Source organism: Enterobacter sp. ECC-019 (assembly GCF_043974075.1).
Lineage (GTDB): Bacteria > Pseudomonadota > Gammaproteobacteria > Enterobacterales > Enterobacteriaceae > Enterobacter > Enterobacter asburiae_D.
Window position 1 is genome coordinate 2,276,571 of record NZ_CP143759.1, and the last position, 23,724, is coordinate 2,300,294.

The 23,724-nt window shown below is 54.4% G+C and carries 22 protein-coding genes; 12 read left to right on the forward strand and 10 right to left on the reverse strand.

Annotated elements, in window-relative coordinates:
- The first annotated feature begins 20 nt into the window (after window positions 1-20).
- Together pyrD and zapC are read left to right on the forward strand one after the other, a co-directional pair.
- On the forward strand, window positions 21-1,031 hold the full coding sequence (gene pyrD, locus V1566_RS10600) for a quinone-dependent dihydroorotate dehydrogenase (RefSeq protein WP_395305827.1): 1,011 nt from the start codon (window positions 21-23) through the stop codon (window positions 1,029-1,031).
- Window positions 1,032-1,196: 165 nt separating this feature from the next.
- The gene (zapC, locus tag V1566_RS10605; protein ID WP_395305828.1) at window positions 1,197-1,739 is read left to right on the forward strand and encodes a cell division protein ZapC; all 543 of its coding nucleotides are present in this window, start codon (window positions 1,197-1,199) and stop codon (window positions 1,737-1,739) included.
- Here the strand turns inward: zapC and V1566_RS10610 are convergent.
- Window positions 1,736-2,845 (reverse strand): YcbX family protein, encoded by a 1,110-nt coding sequence (locus V1566_RS10610; protein ID WP_395305829.1) that lies wholly within the window; start codon window positions 2,843-2,845, stop codon window positions 1,736-1,738. The genes zapC and V1566_RS10610 overlap by 4 nt on opposite strands.
- 98 nt (window positions 2,846-2,943) lie before the next feature.
- Here V1566_RS10610 and rlmKL point away from each other — a divergent pair, with 98 nt between their 5' ends.
- From rlmKL to rmf, 6 genes are all read left to right on the forward strand, one after another.
- Window positions 2,944-5,052: a bifunctional 23S rRNA (guanine(2069)-N(7))-methyltransferase RlmK/23S rRNA (guanine(2445)-N(2))-methyltransferase RlmL gene (gene rlmKL, locus V1566_RS10615; protein ID WP_395305830.1), complete on the forward strand. Its 2,109-nt coding sequence runs from the start codon at window positions 2,944-2,946 to the stop codon at window positions 5,050-5,052.
- A 12-nt stretch (window positions 5,053-5,064) separates the two neighbouring features.
- Window positions 5,065-6,972, forward strand: coding sequence for an ABC transporter ATP-binding protein (locus V1566_RS10620; protein ID WP_395305831.1), 1,908 nt, complete (start codon window positions 5,065-5,067; stop codon window positions 6,970-6,972).
- A gap of 13 nt (window positions 6,973-6,985) precedes the next feature.
- Window positions 6,986-8,239 carry a membrane integrity-associated transporter subunit PqiA gene (gene pqiA / locus V1566_RS10625; RefSeq protein WP_395305832.1) on the forward strand — a complete coding sequence of 418 codons (1,254 nt, stop codon included), beginning with the start codon at window positions 6,986-6,988 and terminating at the stop codon, window positions 8,237-8,239.
- A gap of 4 nt (window positions 8,240-8,243) precedes the next feature.
- On the forward strand, window positions 8,244-9,884 hold the full coding sequence (pqiB, locus tag V1566_RS10630) for an intermembrane transport protein PqiB (RefSeq protein ID WP_395305833.1): 1,641 nt from the start codon (window positions 8,244-8,246) through the stop codon (window positions 9,882-9,884).
- Window positions 9,881-10,447, forward strand: a complete 567-nt coding sequence (pqiC, locus tag V1566_RS10635) for a membrane integrity-associated transporter subunit PqiC (RefSeq protein WP_024907767.1) — start codon at window positions 9,881-9,883, stop codon at window positions 10,445-10,447. The genes pqiB and pqiC overlap by 4 nt, the downstream gene beginning before the upstream one ends.
- 256 nt (window positions 10,448-10,703) lie before the next feature.
- A complete protein-coding gene (rmf, locus tag V1566_RS10640) occupies window positions 10,704-10,871 on the forward strand; it encodes a ribosome modulation factor (RefSeq protein ID WP_013097261.1) in 168 nt (55 codons plus the stop codon).
- Window positions 10,872-10,942: 71 nt separating this feature from the next.
- Here the strand turns inward: rmf and fabA are convergent, their stop codons facing one another.
- Together fabA and V1566_RS10650 are read right to left on the reverse strand one after the other, a co-directional pair.
- Window positions 10,943-11,461, reverse strand: coding sequence for a 3-hydroxyacyl-[acyl-carrier-protein] dehydratase FabA (gene fabA, locus V1566_RS10645; RefSeq protein ID WP_008499931.1), 519 nt, complete (start codon window positions 11,459-11,461; stop codon window positions 10,943-10,945).
- A gap of 68 nt (window positions 11,462-11,529) precedes the next feature.
- Complete coding sequence (locus V1566_RS10650) at window positions 11,530-13,290, reverse strand: AAA family ATPase (RefSeq protein WP_395305834.1); 1,761 nt, start codon at window positions 13,288-13,290, stop codon at window positions 11,530-11,532.
- 186 nt (window positions 13,291-13,476) lie between these two features.
- Between V1566_RS10650 and matP the strand changes: the two genes are divergently transcribed.
- A complete protein-coding gene (matP, locus tag V1566_RS10655) occupies window positions 13,477-13,929 on the forward strand; it encodes a macrodomain Ter protein MatP (protein WP_395305835.1) in 453 nt (150 codons plus the stop codon).
- A 63-nt stretch (window positions 13,930-13,992) separates the two neighbouring features.
- On the opposite strand, the gene ompA is transcribed toward matP, so the two are convergent.
- Both ompA and sulA read right to left on the reverse strand, forming a co-directional pair.
- Window positions 13,993-15,048: a porin OmpA gene (ompA, locus tag V1566_RS10660; RefSeq protein WP_148242612.1), complete on the reverse strand. Its 1,056-nt coding sequence runs from the start codon at window positions 15,046-15,048 to the stop codon at window positions 13,993-13,995.
- 354 nt (window positions 15,049-15,402) lie between these two features.
- Window positions 15,403-15,912 carry an SOS-induced cell division inhibitor SulA gene (sulA, locus tag V1566_RS10665; protein ID WP_121425762.1) on the reverse strand — a complete coding sequence of 170 codons (510 nt, stop codon included), beginning with the start codon at window positions 15,910-15,912 and terminating at the stop codon, window positions 15,403-15,405.
- Between the two features lie 217 nt (window positions 15,913-16,129).
- Here sulA and V1566_RS10670 point away from each other — a divergent pair, with 217 nt between their 5' ends.
- Entirely contained in the window at window positions 16,130-16,756 is a 627-nt protein-coding gene (locus V1566_RS10670; protein ID WP_023311030.1) for a TfoX/Sxy family DNA transformation protein, read from the forward strand.
- Here the strand turns inward: V1566_RS10670 and yccS are convergent.
- Both yccS and V1566_RS10680 read right to left on the reverse strand, forming a co-directional pair.
- The gene (gene yccS / locus V1566_RS10675) at window positions 16,713-18,875 is read right to left on the reverse strand and encodes a YccS family putative transporter (protein ID WP_395305836.1); all 2,163 of its coding nucleotides are present in this window, start codon (window positions 18,873-18,875) and stop codon (window positions 16,713-16,715) included. The two genes, V1566_RS10670 and yccS, sit on opposite strands and share 44 nt — an antisense overlap.
- A 19-nt stretch (window positions 18,876-18,894) precedes the next feature.
- Window positions 18,895-19,341, reverse strand: a complete 447-nt coding sequence (locus V1566_RS10680) for a YccF domain-containing protein (protein ID WP_023311032.1) — start codon at window positions 19,339-19,341, stop codon at window positions 18,895-18,897.
- Window positions 19,342-19,464: 123 nt separating this feature from the next.
- Between V1566_RS10680 and helD the strand changes: the two genes are divergently transcribed.
- Window positions 19,465-21,519 carry a DNA helicase IV gene (gene helD, locus V1566_RS10685; protein WP_395305837.1) on the forward strand — a complete coding sequence of 685 codons (2,055 nt, stop codon included), beginning with the start codon at window positions 19,465-19,467 and terminating at the stop codon, window positions 21,517-21,519.
- Window positions 21,520-21,577: 58 nt separating this feature from the next.
- Here the strand turns inward: helD and mgsA are convergent, their stop codons facing one another.
- Together mgsA and V1566_RS10695 are read right to left on the reverse strand one after the other, a co-directional pair.
- On the reverse strand, window positions 21,578-22,036 hold the full coding sequence (gene mgsA, locus V1566_RS10690) for a methylglyoxal synthase (protein WP_115874655.1): 459 nt from the start codon (window positions 22,034-22,036) through the stop codon (window positions 21,578-21,580).
- Between the two features lie 80 nt (window positions 22,037-22,116).
- A complete protein-coding gene (locus V1566_RS10695; RefSeq protein WP_395305838.1) occupies window positions 22,117-22,779 on the reverse strand; it encodes a DUF2057 family protein in 663 nt (220 codons plus the stop codon).
- 173 nt (window positions 22,780-22,952) lie between these two features.
- On the opposite strand from V1566_RS10695, the gene V1566_RS10700 reads away from it, so the two are divergent.
- On the forward strand, window positions 22,953-23,366 hold the full coding sequence (locus tag V1566_RS10700; RefSeq protein WP_047346875.1) for a CoA-binding protein: 414 nt from the start codon (window positions 22,953-22,955) through the stop codon (window positions 23,364-23,366).
- A 37-nt stretch (window positions 23,367-23,403) separates the two neighbouring features.
- Here V1566_RS10700 and hspQ read toward each other — a convergent pair whose 3' ends face one another.
- Entirely contained in the window at window positions 23,404-23,721 is a 318-nt protein-coding gene (gene hspQ, locus V1566_RS10705; protein ID WP_008499919.1) for a heat shock protein HspQ, read from the reverse strand.
- Window positions 23,722-23,724 lie beyond the last annotated feature (3 nt).

Genomic DNA, 23,724 nt, shown 5'->3' on the forward strand with positions numbered 1-23,724 from the left:
CCGGGAATCCAGGAGAGTTCATGTACTACCCCTTCGTTCGTAAAGCCCTTTTCCAGCTCGACCCTGAGCGCGCTCATGAATTTACAATGCAGCAATTACGTCGTATTACCGGAACGCCGCTGGCCGCTCTGGTGCGTCAGAATGTGCCGGAAAAACCTGTGCAGTGCATGGGTCTGACCTTTAAAAATCCGCTGGGTCTGGCGGCGGGTCTGGACAAAAATGGCGAGTGCATTGATGCCCTGGGCGCGATGGGCTTTGGCTCCATTGAAATCGGTACCGTCACGCCGCGCCCGCAGCCGGGAAATGACAAGCCGCGCCTGTTCCGCCTGGTTGAAGCCGAAGGGCTGATCAACCGCATGGGCTTTAATAACCTCGGTGTTGATCACCTTGTTGAGAACGTAAAAAAAGCCCATTTTGACGGGATATTAGGTATTAATATCGGCAAAAATAAAGACACGCCGGTAGAGCAGGGTAAAGATGACTATCTGATTTGTATGGAAAAAGTCTACGCCTATGCCGGTTATATTGCGGTGAATATTTCTTCACCCAATACCCCGGGGCTACGCTCCTTACAATATGGCGAAGCGCTGGACGATCTTCTGAGTGCCATTAAAAATAAGCAAAATGAACTCCAGACGATCCACCATAAATATGTTCCGGTCGCGGTTAAGATCGCCCCGGATCTTTCTGCCGAAGAATTGATCCAGGTTGCCGACAGTTTAGTTCGTCATAATATTGATGGTGTGATTGCAACCAATACCACACTCGATCGCTCTCTCGTGCAGGGAATGAAAAACTGTGACGAAGCGGGTGGGTTAAGTGGACGTCCGGTACAATTAAAAAGCACCGAAATTATTCGCGCCCTGTCTGCGGAATTAAAAGGACGTCTGCCGATTATTGGCGTCGGTGGCATTGACTCAGTGATTGCTGCGCGCGAGAAGATGGCGGCGGGTGCGTCACTGGTGCAAATCTATTCCGGCTTTATTTTTAAAGGACCACCGCTGATTAAAGAAATCGTTACTCATATCTAATCTTTTCTCATAATCAGACAACCAGGGCTTTATTTCCAGCCCTGGTTGTTTTATATTCCGTCACTGTTGCTTATTTATACATTATAGTCTTTTATTAATGGTGTTATAAACGAAGCGGCGATCAGGACATTTTTAGTACAGGACGTTTGGGGACGGGAGAGACACATGCGAATTAAACCTGACGATAACTGGCGCTGGTATTTTTGCGACGAGCATGATCGAATGATGCTCGATTTAGCTAATGGCATGTTGTTTCGTTCTCGTTTTGCCCGCCGAATGTTAACCCCGGACGCGTTTTCCCCGTCGGGCTTTTGCGTTGACGATGCGGCGCTCTATTTCTCTTTTGAAGAAAAATGCCGCGATCTGGTGCTCTCGAAAGAGCAGCGTGCCGAGCTGGTATTAAATGCGCTGGTGGCTATCCGCTTCCTGAAACCGCAAATGCCAAAAAGCTGGCATTTTCTTGCGCATGGTATGAGCTGGGCCCCGGCAACGGGTGACGCGGCCAGCGTAAATCTGAGCGATACAGCAGAAGAGGTAAGCCTGCTGGTGGTTGAGCCTGGCGAAAATGCTGCGCTCTGCCTGCTGGCGCAGCCCGGCGTAACTATTGCCGGGCGGACGATGCAGCTTGGCGATGCCATTAAAGTGATGAACGACAGGCTGAAGCCTCAGCTGCGCGTAGATTCCTTCAGCCTCGAACAGGCGGTTTAAGCTTCCAGCTGTACGGACGTTTTCGGTATGCAGCTACAGCACAGAATTGTGCCGTCATTTCCAATTGCCGATTTTTTCAGCGCACTGACCTCTCCATCCACCAGCTTGATGCGGCAGCATCCGCAAATGCCTGCGCGACAGGAATAGGGTACGCGAATACCTGCCTGCTCCAGTTGCTCCAGTAATACCTGCTGGTTGTTGCCACGGATGACGTTGCCCTGCCAGTGAATATCTACCGCAGAAGTGACATTTGTCACAACGTCGACCATTTCTTCTTCCTGACCTGAGCCGTACACTCTTGCAGGCCCTCGGGCAAGGATCTCTACCTCATCACCGACGCGGATTGCGCCGCTGGAGCGCGGGATTAGGTTCTGGCCAAAATCCACATCGCCGTTGTCCTGCGCGGTGCGGAACGACTGCAGCGTCTTCAGCGGTTCACCGGAAGGGTGCTTCTGGCCTTTCTCAGGACTCACCGTGGTGAAAATGCAGCGACTGCATGGCTTAACCACGTCAAAGATGACGCTGCCGATGCGGATCACCTTCCAGGTGTCTTCGTCCCAGGCGTCGGCACCCGTCACCACCAGGTTCGGACGGAACTGCTCCATCTGAACGCTGGCCTTGCAGCGGCCTTGTAAATCACGCAGCGAGGCTTCGTTAGTCAACAGGAACGGGAAACCATCGGCGAAGGAGAGGGGGACGGTGTCATGGCGCTTTACGCGACGCGTCGGTTCAGGCCCAACCCAGCGCAACTGAACGTCGCGGGAGAAGAAACCGCTCAGCCAGCGGTTAATTTCATCCGGGGCGATGCGCGCGGTAAAATGATTGCCCCACACTTCCGTTGGCGCATCGACAGGCGCAAAATCAGCAAAGCGAATGACCGCACTGGAGCCGTCCGGCGCGGTCAGGTGCAAACCGTCATGAAGCGGGGAAGGGGTAAAGCGAACCATCTGCGGGAACTGGCGTGCGGTAATGAACGTGCCGTCGGGCTCGGTGACCATAAAAATACGATCGAAGGCGAATCCGCTCATGTCGGCCAGCGCGTGAGAGACGCCGATACCGCGCATGGATTTCACCGGATGAATAAAAAGCCTGGATAACGTCGCCACTGCACACTCCCACAAATGAAAATAAGCCTTCAACTTTATGACATACACGCCATATTAGCTATAATGCGCGACAATTTTCTAAGAGTAAAAGTGACGATATGAATTCTCTGTTTGCCAGTACGGCCCGTGGGCTGGAAGAGCTGTTAAAAACTGAACTGGAAAGCCTGGGCGCACAAGAGTGCCAGGTGGTTCAGGGTGGTGTCCATTTTGAGGGCGACACGCGGCTTATTTACCAGAGCCTGATGTGGAGCCGTCTGGCGTCGCGCATCATGCTGCCGATGAAGGAGTGCAAGGTCTATAGCGACCTGGACCTCTATACCGGCGTACAGATGATCGACTGGACAGAGATCTTCACGCCAAACGCCACCTTTGCGGTGCATTTCAACGGCGTGAACGACGAGATCCGCAACAGCCAGTACGGTGCCCTGCGCGTAAAAGACGCCATAGTGGACTGCTTCACGCGTAAAAATAAGGAACGTCCAAACGTCGATCGCGAAAATCCGGATCTGCGTATTAACGTCTGGCTGAACGGTGACACGGCGAGTATTTCTCTCGATCTGAGTGGCGCAGGTCTGCACCTGCGCGGCTACCGCGATCGTACCGGTATGGCGCCAATTAAAGAAACGCTGGCTGCCGCCATCGTAATGCGCTCCGGCTGGCAGCCGGGCACGCCGCTGCTCGATCCGATGTGTGGTTCCGGTACGTTGCTGATTGAAGCGGCCATGCTGGCAACCGACCGCGCGCCGGGTCTGCATCGCGGTCACTGGGGCTTTAAAGGCTGGGCACAGCACGACGAAGCGATCTGGAAAGAGGTCAAAGACGACGCGCAGACCCGCGCGCGCAAAGGTCTGGCGGAGTACACCTCCCACTTCTACGGTTCGGACAGCGACCCGCGCGTCATTGAACGCGCGCGCAGCAACGCCCGTCGCGCCGGTATCGGCGAGCTGGTCACCTTCGAAGTGAAAGACGTGGCGAATCTGACCAACCCGCTGCCAAAAGGCCCGTACGGTACCGTGATCAGCAACCCGCCATACGGTGAGCGTCTGGACAGCGAACCGGCGCTGATTGCCCTGCACAGCCTGCTGGGCCGCAATATGAAGGACCACTTCGGCGGCTGGAACCTGTCTCTGTTTAGCGCCTCACCGGAGCTGCTGAGCTGCCTGCAGCTGCGTGCCGATCGCCAGTTTAAGGCGAAAAACGGCCCGCTGGACTGCGTGCAGAAGAACTACCATCTGGCGGAGAAAGCGGCGGACAGCAAGCCATCCGGCGTGGCGGAAGATTACGCCAACCGCTTGCGCAAGAACCTGAAGAAATATGAGAAGTGGGCGAAGCAGGAAGGGATTGAATGCTACCGCCTGTACGACGCCGACCTGCCGGAGTACAACGTGGCGGTTGACCGCTACGCGGACTGGGTGGTGATTCAGGAATATGCTCCACCGAAAACCATCGATGCGCAAAAAGCGCGTCAGCGCATGCTGGACGTCATTGCGGCCACCATCGCCGTGCTCGGCATCACGCCGAACAAACTGGTGCTGAAAACCCGCGAGCGCCAGAAAGGGAAAAACCAGTACCAGAAGATGAATGAGAAGGGCGACTTCATCGAAGTGGGCGAATACAACGCCCGCCTGTGGGTAAACCTGACCGACTATCTGGATACCGGCCTGTTCCTTGACCACCGTATCGCCCGTCGCATGCTGGGCCAGATGAGCAAGGGCAAAGATTTCCTCAACCTGTTCTCCTATACCGGCAGCGCGAGCGTGCATGCGGGTCTGGGCGGCGCGCGGAGCACCACCACGGTGGATATGTCCCGTACCTATCTGGAATGGGCGGAGCGCAACCTGCGTCTTAACGGTTTAACCGGACGTCAGCACCGATTGATGCAGGCCGACGTGCTGGGCTGGCTACGTGATACTGACGAGCAGTTCGATCTGATCTTTATCGATCCGCCGACCTTCTCCAACTCCAAGCGTATGGAAGATAGTTTTGACGTACAGCGCGATCACCTGCGCCTGATGACCGACCTGAAGCGCCTGCTGCGCAAGGGCGGCACCATTATGTTCTCGAACAACAAACGCGGCTTCCGTATGGATCATGACGGTTTAGCAGCCCTGGGACTGAAAGCACAAGAAATCAGCCAAAAAACGCTGTCTCAGGACTTTGCCCGTAACCGTCAAATTCATAACTGCTGGTTGATTACCGCGGTCTGAAAGGAAAAATAAATGTCATTAATTAGCATGCACGGCGCGTGGCTCTCTTTTAGCGATGCGCCACTTCTCGATGATACTGAACTGCATATTGAAGACAACGAACGCGTCTGTCTTGTAGGCCGTAACGGCGCGGGTAAATCCACGCTGATGAAAATCCTCAATCGTGAACAGGGCCTGGATGATGGCCGTATCGTTTACGAACAGGATCTGATTGTTTCCCGACTGCAGCAGGACCCACCTCGTAACGTGGCGGGTACCGTTTATGATTTCGTTGCAGAAGGGATTTCTGAGCAGGCTGAATACCTGAAGGGCTATCACGAAATTTCACATCTTGTGATGACCGACCCCAGTGAAAAAAATCTCAATGAGATGGCACGCCTGCAGGAGCTTCTGGATCATCACGGTCTGTGGCAGCTTGAAAGCCGTATTACGGAAGTGCTGGATCAGTTAGGTCTGGATGCGGATATGGAGCTGTCGGCGCTTTCCGGCGGCTGGCTGCGTAAAGCGGCGCTTGGGCGTGCGCTGGTCAGCGGCCCGAAAGTGCTGTTGCTGGATGAACCGACCAACCACCTGGATATCGAAGCGATTGACTGGCTTGAAGGATTCCTGAAGACCTTTAACGGCACCATTATTTTCATTTCACACGACCGTTCGTTTATCCGCAATATGGCAACGCGTATTGTCGATCTCGATCGCGGCAAGCTGGTGACCTATCCTGGCGATTACGATACCTATCTGCTGGAAAAAGAAGAAAACCTGCGCGTGGAAGAGCTGCAAAATGCGGAGTTTGACCGCAAGCTGGCACAGGAAGAGGTCTGGATCCGTCAGGGTATCAAAGCCCGCCGTACCCGTAACGAAGGCCGCGTGCGTGCCCTGAAGGCGATGCGTAACGAGCGCAGCGCTCGCCGAGAAGTTATGGGGAGTGCGAAGATGCAGGTCGAAGAGGCATCCCGCTCCGGTAAGATTGTCTTTGAAATGGAAAATGTCGATTACCAGGTTGATGGAAAAGTTCTGGTGAAAGACTTCTCCGCTCAGGTGCAGCGTGGCGATAAAATTGCTCTCATTGGCCCGAACGGCTGCGGCAAAACCACGTTACTCAAGCTGATGCTCGGTCAGTTGCAGGCTGACAGCGGCCGTGTTCACTGCGGGACTAAGCTGGAAGTCGCCTATTTCGACCAGCACCGTGCAGAGCTGGACCCAGACAGAACGGTGATGGATAACCTTGCTGAAGGTAAGCAAGAGGTGATGGTTAATGGTAAACCACGTCACGTACTGGGCTATCTGCAGGACTTCCTGTTCCATCCGAAACGTGCAATGACCCCGGTGCGTGCGTTATCTGGCGGGGAGCGTAATCGTCTGCTGCTGGCGCGTTTGTTCCTGAAACCAAGTAACCTGTTGATTCTCGATGAACCAACGAACGACCTGGATGTCGAAACGCTGGAATTGCTCGAAGAACTGATTGATGGTTATCAGGGCACCGTGATGCTGGTCAGCCACGATCGTCAGTTCGTTGATAACACCGTGACCGAGTGCTGGATCTTCGAAGGTGAAGGGCGAATTGGACAATACGTAGGCGGTTATCATGATGCAAAAGGGCAGCAATCGCAGTCTTTGGCGCAGAAACAGTCAAAGTCCAAAACAAGTTCTGAACCTGCTGTAACAAAAGCAGAAACTGTCAAGAAAACCTCGGCTAAACTAAGTTATAACCTGCAGCGCGAACTGGAGGGGCTACCCCAGCGTCTGGAAGAACTGGAGGCTGCGCTTGAGGATCTGCAAAAACAGGTTGCTGATGCGTCATTCTTTAGCCAATCGCATGACTATACTCAGAAAGTACTGGCTGAACTGTCCGCGGCTGAAAAAGCCCTGGAAGAAGCATTTGAGCGCTGGGAGTACCTTGAGTCTCTGAAGAACGGCGCATAAACAGGGATAACATATGTGTGACCAGCACCATGCCGACAGGCATATTTTATGCTCGCAATGCGATATGCTCGTGGCGTTGCCAGAGCTTGGTCACGGACATAAAGCCCTGTGTCCACGTTGCGGTGCGACGTTGACAACCGAGTGGGACGCGCCGCGGCAGCGTCCCACTGCTTACGCTCTGGCAGCACTGTTCATGCTGCTGCTCTCCAATCTCTTCCCCTTCATCTATATGAAGGTGGGAGGGATAACCAGCCAGGTGGATTTGCTTGAAATCCCGGGCGTGATGTTCTCGGAAGATTACGCCAGCCTCGGCACCTTTTTTCTCCTGTTTGTCCAGATAGTCCCGGCGTTGTGTCTGGTCGTCATCCTTTTGCTGGTGAACCGCGTCAGAATGCCGGTATCGCTGAAAATCCGGCTTGCGCGTATCCTTTTTCAGCTCAAAAGTTGGGGCATGGCCGAGATCTTTCTGGCGGGCATTCTGGTCAGTTTCGTGAAGCTGATGGCCTATGGTGATGTGGGGATCGGCAGCAGCTTCATTCCGTGGTGCCTGTACTGCGTCCTGCAGCTGCGCGCATTCCAGTGCGTGGACAGGCGCTGGGCGTGGGATGACATCGCCCCGGCACCGACGCTTGCGCAGACGGTGAAGGTCGGCGTGCCCGGTATTCGCCAGGGGCTGCGTTCTTGCCCATGCTGCACCGCCGTACTGCCCGCCGATCTCGACGTTTGTCCGCGCTGCGAAACAAAAGGTCACGTACGCCGTAAAAATAGTCTGCAGTGGACGATGGCGCTGCTGGTCACGTCCATCATGCTGTATCTGCCGGCCAATATTCTGCCGATTATGATCACCGATTTGCTCGGTGACAAAATGCCTTCGACGATCCTGGCCGGGGTGGTACTGCTGTGGGGCGAAGGTTCTTATCCGGTCGCCGGGGTCATTTTTATCGCCAGTATTATGGTGCCAACTTTAAAAATGATCGCCATCGCCTGGCTCTGCTGGGATGCGAAAGGACATGGGAAACGCGACAGCGAACGCATGCACCTGATTTATGAAGTGGTCGAGTTTGTCGGACGCTGGTCAATGATCGACGTGTTTGTCATCGCCGTTCTCTCTGCACTGGTGCGGATGGGCGGTTTGATGAGTATTTATCCCGCGATGGGGGCTTTAATGTTTGCACTGGTTGTGATTATGACCATGTTTGCGGCCATGACCTTCGACCCTCGTTTATCGTGGGATCGTGAGCCTGAATCAAGCCATGAGGAAGAGTAAGAGCATGGAAAATAAGAGTGGAGAGGCGAAAGTGCAGAAGGTCAAAAACTGGTCGCCGGTGTGGATTTTTCCCATCGTGACCGCGCTGATCGGTGCATGGATCCTGTTTTATCATTACAGCCATCAGGGACCGGAAGTCACGCTGATAACCACCAATGCCGAGGGGATTGAGGGCGGTAAAACGACCATCAAAAGCCGTAGCGTGGACGTAGGCGTGGTCGAAAGCGCAACCCTGACCGACGATTTAACCCATGTGGAGATTAAGGCGCGCCTTAATGCCGGCATGGAAAAACTGCTGCATGGCGATTCCGTTTTCTGGGTGGTTAAACCGCAGGTGGGGCGCGAAGGGATCAGCGGCTTAGGGACCCTGCTCTCAGGGGCTTACATCGAACTGCAGCCGGGCGCAAAAGGCAACCAGCCGGCGCAGTACCAGCTTCTGGATTCACCGCCGCTTGCACCGCCTGATGCAAAAGGTATCCGCGTGATCCTCGACAGCAAAAAAGCGGGCCAGCTCACGGCGGGCGACCCGGTGCTGTTCCGCGGCTATCGCGTAGGGTCGGTAGAGAAAAGTACGTTCGATCCTCAGAAAAGAGCCATCAGCTATCAGCTCTTCATCAATGCGCCTAACGATCGTCTGGTCACCAGTAACGTCCGTTTCTGGAAAGACAGTGGCATCGCGGTGGATCTGACCTCGGCGGGGATGCGTGTTGAAATGGGCTCGCTGACAACCCTCTTTGGCGGCGGCGTGAGTTTTGACGTACCGGAAGGGCTGGACCTTGGGCAGCCAGTGGCGGAGAACACCGCTTTCCGCCTGTTCGACGATCAAAAAAGCATTCAGGATGCTCTCTACACCGATCACGTTGACTTCCTGATGTTCTTTAAAGACTCCGTTCGTGGTCTGCAACCGGGGGCGCCTGTTGAGTTCCGCGGCATTCGTCTCGGTACGGTTGGGCAAGTTCCGTTCTTTGTGCCTGGCCTGCAGCAGGTGTTGGATGATGATTACCGCATTCCGGTGCTGATTCGTATTGAACCAGAACGCCTGATCAATCAGATTGGCGAGAATCAGGATATTGCCGCCCATATCAGTCAACTGATGGAACGCGGTCTGCGCGGGTCATTGAAGACGGGTAACCTGGTGACCGGTGCGCTGTATGTGGATATGGACTTCTACCCGAAAGCACCGCCGATTACCGGTATTCGTGAATTCGGTGGCTACAAGATCATCCCAACGGTGAGCAGCGGCCTGGCGCAGATCCAGCAGCGTCTGATGGAGACGCTGGATAAGATCAACAATCTGCCACTGAATCCGATGATTGAAGCGGCGACGAACTCTCTGAGCGAAAGCCAGGCAACGATGCGTCGCCTGCAAACCACGCTGGATAACATTAACAAGATCACGGCGAGCCAGAGCATGCAGCAGTTGCCGCAGGACATGCAGAAAACGCTGCGTGAGCTGAACCGCAGTATGCAGGGCTTCCAGCCGGGTTCAGCGGCCTACAACAAGATGGTGGCAGATATGCAGCGTCTTGATCAGGTCTTACGTGAACTACAGCCGGTGCTGAAAACGCTCAACGAGAAGAGCAATGCGCTGGTGTTCGAAGCGAAAGATAAAAAGGATCCTGAGCCGAAGAGGGCAAAAGAATGAAAAAGTGGCTATTGATGGTTGGTGCTCTGCTGTTAACGGCGTGCAGTTCAGGGGTAGATAATAAAAGTTACTATCAGCTGCCTGTGGCTACCCACAGCGGTGGGCAAAGCACGGCTAGCCAGGGAAACCGTCAGCTGTGGGTTGAACAGGTTGCGGTGCCGGATTATCTGGCAGGAAACGGCGTGGTCTATCAGACGAGCGACGTTAAATACGTGATTGCGACGAACAACCTGTGGGCCAGCCCGCTGGATCAGCAGCTGCGCAATACGCTGGTGGCCAATCTGGGCAGCCAGCTTCCGGGTTGGGTTGTCGCGTCGCAGCCGCTGGGTAACGATCAGGATACGCTGAACGTCACGGTAACAGGCTTCCACGGCCGTTATGACGGTGCGGTGGTGATCAGCGGAGAGTGGTTGCTGAATCATCAGGGGCAACTCATCAAGCGTCCTTTTCATCTGGAGCTGAAGCAGCAGAAAGATGGCTATGATGAAATGGTGAAAGTCCTGGCTCAGGGTTGGGCACAGGAGTCGGCCAGCATCGCGAGAGAAATTTCCCGGCTGCCATAAGTAAAATTCATCATCAAAAACCGCAGTTGGCCTGTCGCTGATTGCGGTTTTTTTTTCGTTTTCACTTCAGATTGTTACTTGTGCCACGTCACAATTTTTGTACAAATGAACTTCCAGGTAGCTCACAAATATGACACCCGTATGAATTTTGAACATTGACGCTGCGACTAATTCGGGGTATTCGTTATCTGTGCCTGTGCATTTAGTGCAGACACTGTTTTCTTTCCACCAGACAAAAGAATGAGGGAAACGAGGCATGAAGAGACAGAAACGAGATCGCCTGGAACGGGCTCATCAACGTGGTTATCAGGCCGGCATCGCTGGACGTTCTAAAGAAATGTGTCCTTATCAGACGATAAATCAAAGGTCACAATGGCTTGGAGGCTGGCGAGAAGCCATCGGCGACAGGGCACTCATAGCCTGATAACGTCTCTTTCAAAAAAGAAACCTCCGCAATGCGGAGGTTTCGCCTTTCTGGAGGTGCGAAAAGCACAATCAGAACGCGGAAGTGTCCTGGAACAGGCCAACTTTCAGGTCGCTTGCGCTATAGATCAGACGGCCGTCTACCAGCACTTCGCCATCTGCCAGGCCCATAATCAGGCGGCGGTTAACGATGCGCTTGAAGTGAATACGATAGGTCACTTTCTTCGCAGTAGGCAGAACCTGGCCAGTGAATTTTACTTCGCCCACGCCCAGTGCGCGGCCTTTACCTTCGCCGCCCAGCCAGCCCAGATAGAAGCCGACCAGCTGCCACATGGCATCCAGACCCAGACAGCCAGGCATTACTGGATCGCCAATAAAGTGGCAACCGAAGAACCACAGGTCCGGGTTGATATCGAGTTCTGCTTCTACGTAACCCTTATCGAAGTTGCCGCCGGTTTCGGTCATTTTCACGACACGGTCCATCATCAGCATGTTCGGGGCCGGTAACTGTGGGCCTTTTGCGCCAAACAGTTCGCCGCGACCAGAGGCAAGAAGATCTTCTTTTGTATAGGATTCGCGTTTATCTACCATGTTCTCAGTAAGCCTTATTTTAGTGAAGGACGCAGGATAGCTAACACGTGTACGCTGAACAAGTCCGATCAGTTCGAACTAAACCAGCCCAACCAGCGTAACGGCCATGGATAACGATGACGAGCATCCTGCTGTGTCGCCTGAGCAATGCGCTCCTGGATGGTCTGCATCAGGGTGGTTTGCCCTTCGCCATCCCAAACCAGATTTGTCAGTAAGGGTAGCGCATCCTCAATCCCTTCGATGGCCCAGATAGCGAATTGCTCTTGCTCAACCGCCTCCAGAATGTCCTGACTGAGGCTCAAATGGCGTGCGTTGGGAGCAGGAATAATCACACCCTGTTTGCCGTTTAAACCGCGCTGCTGACAGATAGAGAAGAAGCCTTCAATTTTTTCGTTGAGGCCTCCCACTGGCTGGGCACGACCGAACTGGTCCACCGAACCGGTGATTGCGATGTTTTGACTGATGGGCACTTCCGCCAGGGCGCTGATTAAGGCGCACAGCTCAGCCATAGAGGCGCTATCGCCATCCACTTCGCTGTATGACTGCTCAAACGTCAGCGAGGCGGAGAAGGGGATCTGTTGCTCAAGCTGCAACTCGGACATCAAAAACGCCTGCATGATCATCATGCCTTTCGCGTGAATGTTGCCGCCCAGCTCGGCTTTGCGTTCGATATCGGTGAACTCGCCATCGCCAATGTGCACAACGCAGCTGATACGGGACGGTTCCCCGAATGCGCGCGGATGGCCAGGAAACTCAATCACCGACAGGGCGTTGATCTGCCCGACGCGTTCGCCTTCGGTCTCCACCAGAATTTGTTCCAGCAGAATTTCATCCTGCATACGGTCGGCAAGGTAGCCTTCTCGCCACTCACGCTGAGCCAGCATCTGAGTGAGCTGTTCGCCGGTGAACGTCCCGTCACCGCTGATCACACCCACTTCACGCAGCTGTTTGCCGATCCAGAGTGGGCAAAGCGGCAGCGTTTCCTGGTCACCGGTGTAGCGTACCGCTTCGCGGATTAAGCCCGGCCACGCGTCAGCCGCAGGGGTTGGCAGCGCAAAACGTTCAGCAACAGCCATCACCCACTGGCACCACTGCGCCATATCGTCGGCATCAGCAATCTGGATGTTGTCTTCGTATTCGCTATACACCGCCTGCTCAGCGAGTTCCGGCTCCATTTCCTGGAAGTCCGCCAGCGATTCACGGTCGCCCGTCAGTACGACGGTCAGCGACAGCGGCATAGACGGAACGGAGACAGGCAGGGGACGAGACTCATCGTAGCCGACCCAGTCGAAACGCTGCTGGTGCACGATGGTTTTCAGACGCATCCACAACAGCGGCTGCGAGAGCAGGGTACGCAGTGAGATGATGAGAACACCACCATTTGCGCGATGTACCAGCCCCGGCTGCAGCGAAAGTTCTCCGTTAAACTGGCGCAGACAACCAAAGAGTTGTTCTGCCTCGACCCAGTTAGCGGTAATCACCTCGCCCTTCGCGGCAAAAATGCCATCGGCCTGCGCCCCCGGTTCGAAAGTGACATCATGTCCCGCAATACGGTACTGACCGCCAAAAACTGCGTTCGCGTCCGGCTTCAGCTGGCGCACGGCATCTCCGAGCAGCGTCAGATATTCCGCTTCTTCCGGGGCCTTGAGCAGCATGAAGGGCGCTGTTGCCCATGGGCTTAACACCTGCTCCAGCGCATAATGCAAACGAGGCTGCGTATCGCTAAGGATGAATTCGTGTTCTTTTGCGAGTTCGGGCTGTGCAAACAGTTCCTGATAACTTTCGGTATCCGGAACAAGGTCACGCCATGCAAGTTTCGTAATGGTCAAAGTTGATGTTTTTTAGTCAGATGTAAAAGCGTGGAGTATACCGTAAGCGGGGGGCTGTACCCAAGCAGGATTGGGTATTTCGACAGGGCGATTGGCTGCATTCACTCACAGGATATGATTTCTTTTCAGCAGATTGCTAAAAAACTGATATTCTGAACAGAGTTACGTGGTAACACTGAGATCGCAATGAAATATCAACAACTGGAAAATCTCGAAAGCGGCTGGAAATGGAAGTACCTGGTCAAAAAGCACCGTGAAGGGGAGCTGATCACCTGCTACATCGAAGCCAGCGCTGCGCAAGAAGCCGTGGATATTTTGCTGACCCTCGAAAATGAACCGGTACAGGTTAACAGCTGGATTGAGAAACACATCAATCCCGCGTTGTTAAACCGGATGAAGCAAACTATCCGCGCGCGACGCAAACGGCATTTTAATGCTGAGCATCAGCACACTCGCAAAAAATCAATCGACCTGGAGTTCATTGTCTGGCAACGCCTGGCTGGGCTGGCACAACGGCGGGGCAAAACGCTTTCGGAAACCATTGTGCAGTTGATTGAGGATGCCGAACATAAAGAGAAGTACGCCAACCAGATGTCGACGCTGAAGAACGACCTTCAGGCTCTGTTGGGTAAAAAGTAGATTTTTCTTTTCTGCAGACAATAAAAAACCCCGCATGGCGGGGTTTTTTTATAAGACGATAACTTATGCCGCTGGCTGAGTTACAACGTCTTTGATGCCTTTAACTTCGATCTCTACGCGACGATCTGGAGCCAGGCAGTCGATCAGTGCAGCGCGAGCTTTCACGTTGTCACAGGTGTTGCCAGTAACTGGGTTAGATTCGCCCATACCACGTGGGGAGATCTTGTTAGCTGGGATACCTTTAGAGATCAGGTAATCAACAACAGACTGAGCACGTTTCTCAGACAGTTTCTGGTTGTAAGCGTCAGAACCGATACGGTCGGTGAAGCCCAGAACCACTACGGAACCGTCTTTAGGATCCAGGTTGCTCAGCTGAGAATACAGCTGATCCAGTGCCTGCTGGCCTTCTGGTTTCAGAGTCGCTTTGTTGAAGTTGAACAGAACGTCAGACTTCAGAGTGAAGTGCTTGGTCTGTACTTCTGGAGCTGGAGCCGGCGCTGGAGCAACAACTGGTGCTGCTTCTTCCTGCTGGCCGAAACGGTAGGAAACACCTACGCTCAGCATGCCGTTGTCTGGACGAACACCAACGGTGTTGCCGTCGCCGATGTTGTTAACCCACTGGTATTCCAGACGGGTAGCGATGTCACGGGTCATAGCCCACTCAACGCCACCAGCGAATACTGGGGAAACACCGGTATCATGGTTGTCACCAGCGATGTTGTTGCTGGAGTCTGCGCGCCATACCATGCCGCCCAGACGGGTGTACACGTCCAGATCGTCAGTGATTGGGTAGCCCAGTTTAGCGGTCAGCTGAACGCCCTGTGCTTTGAAAGCGCCGTTGATGGTGTCGCCTTTGTATGGCATACGACCTAACCAGTCGTAACCCATTTCAAAACCAACATACGGGTTAACCTGATAGCCACCGAACGCACCTGCACCAAGCTGGCTCTCGTGAGTTGGGCCATCATTGTTCAGGCTGCTGTTGTACCAGCCGGTGTCGTGGAACTGAGACCAGCCCAGTTTACCACCTGCATACCAGGTATTATCTTTCGGAGCGGCCTGCGCTACGGTAGCGAAGCCAGCCAGTGCCACTGCAATCGCGATAGCTGTCTTTTTCATTTTTTGCGCCTCGTTATCATCCAAAATTCGCCATGAAAGTCTCAGGAGAGAATCACGGTTAAATCCTTCACCGGGGGGCGTGGTCAAATATAAATCTACCGATATCTTCGGCTTAGGCCGAGCACCCCTGGCGATGTAAAGTCTACAACGTAGCTGAAAACTTACAAGTGTGAAGTCCGTCAGGCATATGAAAAAAAAAGTTCCGTATACCGATTATTTAACATTTTTCGAACGAATTTTGTGCAATAAAATTAAGGAGAACCGCACCAGACAAGCCTTGCCGCAATTTTCAGGCCGGGAACTTTAATGGCATCTTGTGGTCAAAAAAAATTCCAGGAAAAATCTTAATTTCACTCAATGATACAAATTCGAGTGAATTTTTAGCCCAGAAAGTTGTCCTCTGCGGTAAGAATCCGATCGAACCGGACGCATAATGAACCCGATCGCATTCCCTTCTTCAGCTGCTTCAGTCAGACGGAAATGTTCCTCTTCCGTCAGTTCTTCCGGTAACCATCCAATCACCACGCTGTAATTTCCGGTGCGTAACGCACGAATCATCGACTCCACGGTATCGCACGGCGAGAGCTGATTAATTTGCATGACCTTGGTGAGCGGAAGGCCTGCGGACTGAACCCACTCACGGCTCAGTTTTTGCTGAGGCGTGAGCCAAAGCTGCCAGCGTGATTGCTGACCAAGCTGTTGCAATAAAGGCAACAGCAGAAGTTGCGTCAACAGAGGCTGGTCTTCACGATAAACCACTTCACTGATTAGCCCCGTGGAAACACGCTCGACGGAATTCTGCGCGACATTGCCTGCGGTAGAAGAGAGAGAGGTTGAGCGATTTGCATAGCCTGAAGTGTGCATATTCATTCCAGCCCTGTAGTTACTGTATGGATATACAGTAACCCCTGTATGCATAAAGATCAACCTCATTTTCGGAAAGCGACTCGCAAAATTCATTCAATCTTGATGCCCCTCGAAAAATCATCTTGCTCATCGGCGATAAGTTGCCTATTTTCCTGCTAACGGATCCGCTAGTAAGAACTTTCGGTGTTACTTTATGATTTTGAAGGGAAATATCATGAAAAAGATATCTTATGAACGGATTTATAAATCCCAGGAATACCTTTCACCGCTTGGCGAGATACATCATCGCGCGCTGTTTGGAGGATACACCCTGGCGGTGGATGATGCGGTTTTTGCCATGGTATCTGATGGCGAGCTTTATCTTCGGGCCTGTGAGGAGAGTGCGAAATACTGTGTAAAGAATGCCTCTTCATTCTTGACGTTGATGAAGCGAGGCCGCCCGGTTCTGCTCAACTATTATCGTGTGGATGACGGATTATGGCAGGACAGGGAGCGATTGCTTCAACTCTCCTCGTTTGCGCTCAGTGCGGCAAGAAAAGAGCGCTATCAGCGCCATCAGCGAAACCGCCTGAAGGACCTGCCAAACCTGACCTTTCAGCTTGAGGTCTTACTCTTTGAAGCAGGCATTACCAATGAGGAAACGCTGCGGGCGCTGGGTGCCAGAGCGAGCTGGCTAAAGATGCGGGCAAAAAACAAAGCACTCAGTATTAAAGTTCTCTTCGCACTGGAAGGGGCTATCGAAGGGCTGCATGAGGCGGCACTCCCGGCAGGCATTCGCCGGGAGCTGACGGAGTGGTTTAATGCACTGCCTGAGCCACAGGAGAATCACTCCTCCAGGTAGCGATTTGCTGTTGCAGCCGGCAAATTTCAGGCAGCAGAGCGATAAGCAGACCTATCTGCTGAAGAACCAGCGGCGCTTTGCTGTCGTTTCCCGGGTCAAGATGCACAATGCGTTGAGACAGTTCATCCAGGGCCTGTTGAACGCGGGGCTCATCGGCCGGCCGGTGATGAAGCGCGTCATCGACATAGCAGACGGCGTCATCGAGCAGGTTGAGAATACCCGGGTTGGCGAGTTTCTCACGGTGGGCTCCCAGCGTCGAAATATAGCTGGTGAACGTATGGTTCAGGCAGAGCAGGCGGAACGCGGTCTCACGGATCTCCGCCGTGGCGCGAGGCTCCGTTGACATGTTAGATACAACGGAGGCCAGCTCTGCATCACTGTTGTGCGCGTCGCGACGTGCTATACGGTAAGCCAGGCGGTTATCGCGCCCCTGGTGGTACTGCTCCAGGATAGCGTCAAGGTATCGACAGTTGGCGTTCATTGCCCTGTCTACCACGCGGGGCAAATTGCGGAAACGCCAGTCCGGCCAGATAAAGCTGACCGCGGCCCAGGCAATCGCGCAGCCAATCAGGGTATCGATCACGCGGGGCAGGGCGACTTCAAACCCTTCACCCAGCAGGTTAAAGCAGAGCAGTACCAGCAGCGTGATGAACATGGTGGCGTGGGCATACTGCACGTTGCGAAACGCGAAGAACAGTACGCCGGTGATCACGATCAGGATCAATTGACCTTCAACGGAGGGCACAAAATAGAGCACCGGAAGGCCGATCGCGACGCCAACCAGCGTGCCGATGATACGCAGCGCAAGACGGTGTCGTGTCGCGTTATAGTTCGGCTGGCAGACGAACAGGCTGGTCAGCAGGATCCAGTAGCCGTGGTGCAGCCCGGTTATCTGAATAAAGGCATAACCCACGCACAGCACCAGTGACATTCTCACCGCGTGGCGAAAAAGAGCCGACTCCGGCGTAAAGTTGCGGCTCAGCCGTAGCCACATATCGCTAACGCTGTGCACGCTGTCATCAGCAAGCTGGTTTTCCACCTCACTGCCCGGCAGCGCCATCGCCTGTTCGGACTCAATTGTCGCCAGCTGAGCATCGATCGCCCGCAGGTTGTTCAGCAGAAAGCCCAGCGCTTTGATGTGCTCCGGTGACGTTCCGCTGGCCTGAACGCGGTCGAGCGCCGCATCAAGATGGCTGAATACGCGTTCAAAGCGGGGGTCATGCTGATAGGGCGTGCGCAGCAGAATAGAGCGCGAGAGCTGCTGGCAGGCCTGGGACTGCATGGACAGCAGGCGCTGGAAGCGGAACATGACATCGCTGTAGCGGAACTTCTCGCGCAGGGCAGCATACTGAACGTGTGAGGAGCTGGCGCGTTCATGAATGTCCTGGGCGGCAAAATAGTAGTGTAAGGTCCTGCGGGTTCCGCGCTGGCCGCGATCGCCGCGCAGACGGGTAAGCAGAGAGGCTTTTGTCTGGTTAAGGGTGGCGACCAACTGGCCATTTGCCAGCGCCAGATCGTAGAGCGGAGCCTGGCTTTCTTCCTCGATATCCGGGTCGAACAGGCGGGATTTCAGTTCCAGATAGTGGGCTAACTGCTCAAAGCTGCGGGCAAGGTTATCCTGCAGAGGGCGAACCGGGAAGATCAGATGACCGGTTAGCGTCAGCAGGTTATACCAGATGGCGCCCAGCAACAGCAGAATCGGCTGCTGGTACCACTGGTCGTACAGGGAAACACCCAGCATGGTGTAGATGGCGATCAGCAATGCACCAAAAGCGATGGTGGCATAGCGCTGCCCAAGGCCGCCCAGCAAAATAAACCCGCTGGTTGAGAGCGTAAGGCCCAGGGCAAACAGCCAGGGCCACGGGAAAAGCAGCTCAACGGACGCTGACGCAATGAAAAAGCAGACAAGCGTTATGACCAGGTTACGTAAACGCCCGGCCAGACGATCGTCCAGGTCCGCCAGCGCCCCGGCCACCACCCCCAGCGTGAGCGGAATGGTGAGTTTGACATCATTCAGCCACCAGGGCAGGGCAACCGTGCCGCAAAGCGCGATAAATATCCTGACGTTGTATAGCCAGGTGCTGTTCCAGGTATAACGGCGAAGCAGTGGGCTTAGCATAAACGCGGCCGGTCCTTATTTACTGAAAACGACGACGAGCGTTTGCTTCACGCGCCGCCTGGGCCACTTCTACCGGAACAACCCTGCGGCCGACGGGCCAAAGGGCGATGGCGGCGATCTTAAAGTTCGCGATCCCCACCGGAATACCAATAATCGTGATGCACTGTGCAATACCGGCAAAAATATGCATGATGCACAGCCACCAGCCGAAGAAAATCAGCCACAGTATGTTCAGCAGGGTTCCGCCCGTATTCATCAGGGCGTTTTTGCTCTCCGGATTCAGCTCGTCAACGTGGATGGCTTCATTCCCGTAGGGGATTAAGGAGAGTTTTGTGATTTCCCAGCAGGAACGGGTCAGGGGAAGCGTGAAAATCAGGACGATGCTCACCAGCGTGGCAAAAAGCCAGGAAAGGGTGGTGGCAAAACCGCCCAGCACAAAATTCAACACATTCAGAACGGTACGCATAAACCTTCACTTCCTTTCGATAAAATTAACGCCCAATGATTGTAACGTTTTTTTAGGCTGGAGCACCTTAAAACTGGCAGTTAAACTGTCAGGTAAATTATCTCTTCGTGGATTTGGCGGAACATGGAACTGAAAGCAACGTCGTTAGGCAAACGCCTGGCGCAACACCCTTACGATAGGGTTGTTCTCCTTAATGCCGGGGTGAAGGTCTCCGGGGAACGCCACGAATACCTTATTCCGTTTAATCAGCTTCTGGCTATCCATTGCAAACGCGGGCTGGTGTGGGGTGAGCTGGAGTTCGTTCTGCCTGACGATAAAGTCGTGCGTCTTCACGGCACCGAGTGGGCGGAAACTCAGCGTTTCCATCATCACCTGAACGCACTCTGGCAGCAGTGGAGCCAGGATATGAGCGTGATTGCTGCCCAGGTGCTCCAGCAGGTGCTGGACGATATCGCGCAAAGCGACGCGCAACACGCGTGGCTGACCCGTCAGCAGACCGCCGGGCTGCAGCAAAAGATCCGACAGGCACTTTCGGCGCTGCCGCTCTCCGTGACGCGTCTCGACGAGTTTGACAACTGTCGCGACGCCTGGCGCCAGTGTCAGGCCTGGCTGAATGATAAGGATAAAAGCCGTCTCGCCCATAACCAGGCCTGGACGGACGCCATGCTCACCCAATACGCCGACTTTTTCAGTACGGTGGAATCTTCACCGCTCAATCCGGCCCAGGCGCGCGCGGTGGTCAACGGCGAGCAGTCGCTGCTGGTGCTGGCGGGGGCCGGTAGCGGTAAAACGTCGGTGCTGGTGGCGCGTGCCGGCTGGCTGCTAACGACCGGGGAAGCGGTCGCCGATCAAATTCTGCTTCTGGCCTTTGGCCGCAAGGCTGCCCAGGAGATGGACGCACGTATCCAGGAACGCCTGCACACCCGGGACATCACGGCCAGAACCTTCCATGCCCTTGCGCTGCATATTATTCAGCAGGGCAGTAAAAAAGTGCCTGCCATCAGTAAGCTGGAAAACGACGCGCAGGCGCGTCAGGCGCTGTTCATCAAAACGTGGCGCCAGCAGTGCAGTGAGAAAAAAGCGCAGGCGAAAGGATGGCGTCAGTGGCTGGAGGAGGAGCTCAACTGGGAGGTGCCAGAGGGCAGCTTCTGGCAGGACGATAAGCTGGCGCGTCGGCTGGGTTCGCGACTTGACCGCTGGGTCAGCCTGATGCGAATGCACGGTGGATCGCAGGCAGAGATGATTGAAAGCGCGCCGGAGGCGATCCGCGATCTGTTTTCGAAGCGGGTCAAGCTGATGGCTCCACTGCTGAAAACCTGGAAAACCGCGCTGAAAGAGGAAAACGCCGTTGATTTCTCCGGTTTGATCCATCAGGCCATCATCATTCTTGAGAAGGGACGTTTTGTCAGCCCGTGGAAACATATTCTGGTGGATGAGTTCCAGGATATCTCGCCGCAGCGTGCTGCACTGCTCTCGGCGCTACGGGCGCAAAATAAACATACGTCGCTGTTTGCGGTAGGGGACGACTGGCAGGCCATCTATCGCTTCAGTGGGGCGCAGCTCTCCCTGACGACCGCGTTCCACCACTATTTTGGCGAAGGCGATCGCAGCGATCTGGACACCACCTACCGCTTCAATTCACGAATTGGCGAGATCGCCAACCGCTTTATCCAGCAGAATCCGCATCAGCTGGCAAAGCCGCTTAATAGCCTGCGCCCAGGGGATAAAAAAGCGGTCACCCTGCTGGCGGATGACCAGCTGGAGCCGCTGCTGGACAAGCTCAGCGGCTATGCAAAGCCCGATGAACGTATTCTGGTGCTGGCGCGCTACCATCACCTTAAACCTGCGGCGCTGGAAAAGGCCGCCACCCGCTGGCCGAAACTGCAGCTTGAATTTATGACCATTCACGCCAGCAAAGGGCAGCAGGCCGATTATGTGATTGTGGTGGGGCTGAAAGAGGGCAGCGACGGTTTCCCGGCCCCGGCCCGCGAGTCGGTAATGGAAGAGGCCTTACTGCCGGTGCCGGAAGATTTCCCGGATGCCGAAGAGCGGCGTTTGCTGTATGTGGCCATCACCCGCGCGCGGCATCGCGTGTGGCTACTGTTCAATAAAGAGGAGCCATCCGCGTTTGTCGATATTTTGAAGAGTATTGATGTGCCGGTGGCGAGGAAGCCGTAGCGATTTCGGGCAAGGTGTTGTAGGCCGGGTAAGGCGTAGCCGCCACCCGGCAAAAAAGCTACTTCAATCTGTCGGAAAGATAACGCTGATAGTCCGGAATAAGGATATCAACCGGCGAGTTAAACTGCGGCGATTCGATGATGAAATCCGCCGTGGACAGGTTCGTCGCCACCGGAATATTCCACACCGTCGCCAGACGCAGCAGCGCTTTAACATCTGGATCGTGCGGAACCGCGTTCAGCGGATCCCAGAAGAAGATCAGCACATCAATTTTCCCTTCGGAAATCTGCGCGCCGACCTGCTGATCGCCGCCCATCGGGCCGCTCAGCATGGCATTCACCTGCAGACCCGTTTCGCGCTGGATCAGGTTACCGGTTGTACCGGTCGCCGACAGGGCGTGCTTCTCCAGCAAAGACTGATGGCGGCGAACCCAGTTAAGCAGCATTTGTTTACAGTGATCGTGCGCCACCAGAGCAATGTGTTTGCGTTCAGGCAGCGTGCGTGTTGTCAGTTCCATAATCATATCCATCAGGTTAACTGACTACACGATGACGGGAACCGTCTGATGCTGCAAGAGAAAGGCGTAAAAAATGTGGCTTAGGATGAAGGTTGTTGTTTTGCCCACTGTAAAAAGCGGGCCCGCGTGTCGGGATCGGCCTGCTGGAACCAGAATTTAAGGCGCTGTTCCGTCAGGGTCTGGGACTGGGGAGGAATGACGTCCAGTTCAGAGACACCGGATAGCAGCGTACTGTCGTCCGCCATCATGGTGGCAAACTGCGGAAGCGAGGCGCGTTTCCCCGCTTTGTTATAGGTCTGGGTCGCCGCCTCGTAATCCGGGCCTTTCGGCGAGGCCGTCAGCGCCAGAATATCCAGCTTCACCGGAATCGGCATCGCATTCCCATCCAGCAGTTCAACGCGCGGTGACGCGTCGAAGGTCGCAGATTCCTTTTCCGTTTCAAGGCGAGGCAGGGTGATGTTCACCTGACTGATTTGTCGGGTATTAAAGCTGACGATCAGCGGCGGGGAGATGTACATCCTTTGCTCATGATTAGCCAGACCGAGCGATTTTTCCACCCGGAATACCAGCTGATGCGGTCCGTTATCCAGCTCAATGCTGTCTGCACCGCGCAGTAACGAGCTGGAGACCTTTTTTCCGTCCAGAACCAGGAGATCGATGTCGGTTGAAAGCCGAAGCGTGGTAGCAAAAACGCAGACCGGCATCACTAATGCAATCAGAGCAGTGGCAATACCGGTTTTCATAGAAGGCTCCCGTCAGAAATCCTGTCGCCGCATTAATGTATCTAGATTTTTCGAGAATCACGTTTACTAACATATAGACATATTTCGCCGTTTTGCCCTCATGCATCTGTATGGGATGGATGGTTGAGATGTGCGGTTTGGCGTACACTTTTAAAAAAGCCAGGAGAAAAGCCATGAAAGAGAACGATATTGCCGAGATTCTGACATCCACGCGCACCATTGCGCTGGTGGGCGCGAGCGACAAACCCGATCGTCCAAGTTATCGGGTGATGAAATACCTTCTCGATCAGGGTTATCACGTTATCCCGGTGTCGCCAAAAGTAGCGGGGAAAACATTACTGGGTCAGCAGGGTTATGCCACGCTCGCTGAGGTGCCGGAAAAAATTGATATGGTCGATGTCTTCCGTAATTCCGAGGCAGCATGGGAAGTCGCGCAGGACGCTATCGCCGTAGGCGCAAAAACGCTGTGGATGCAGCTGGGTGTGATAAACGAACAGGCCGCCGTGCTGGCGCGGGATGCAGGGTTGAATGTCGTCATGGATCGCTGTCCAGCGATCGACATCCCCCGTCTGGGGCTGGCGAAGTAATAAAAAAAAGCCCGTTCATCGGGCTTTTTTTACACGCTTAGTTCCGCAGGCGTGGAGCCTGTAACTGTTTGCGGATAGTCTGAGCAAGTTCATCCATCGTGGGTTGCTCCGGATGCTCTTCCTGCAGCTCGCTACTCAGCTGCGCTTCGGCCAGATAGGTGTGGACGGGTTGTCCATCATCACCTTCCATCACCACATGGTACCAGGGCGCGGCGCGAAGCTCTGCGTTCACCGCCAGCTCGTCTGCTGACGGTTCATCAAGGGAATACTCCGGGTCGATATCCACGACCACACCCAAATACCCTAGCAAAGTGTGGCGGACCTGCTGGCCGATACCGAATTTGCTGGCAATCATAGT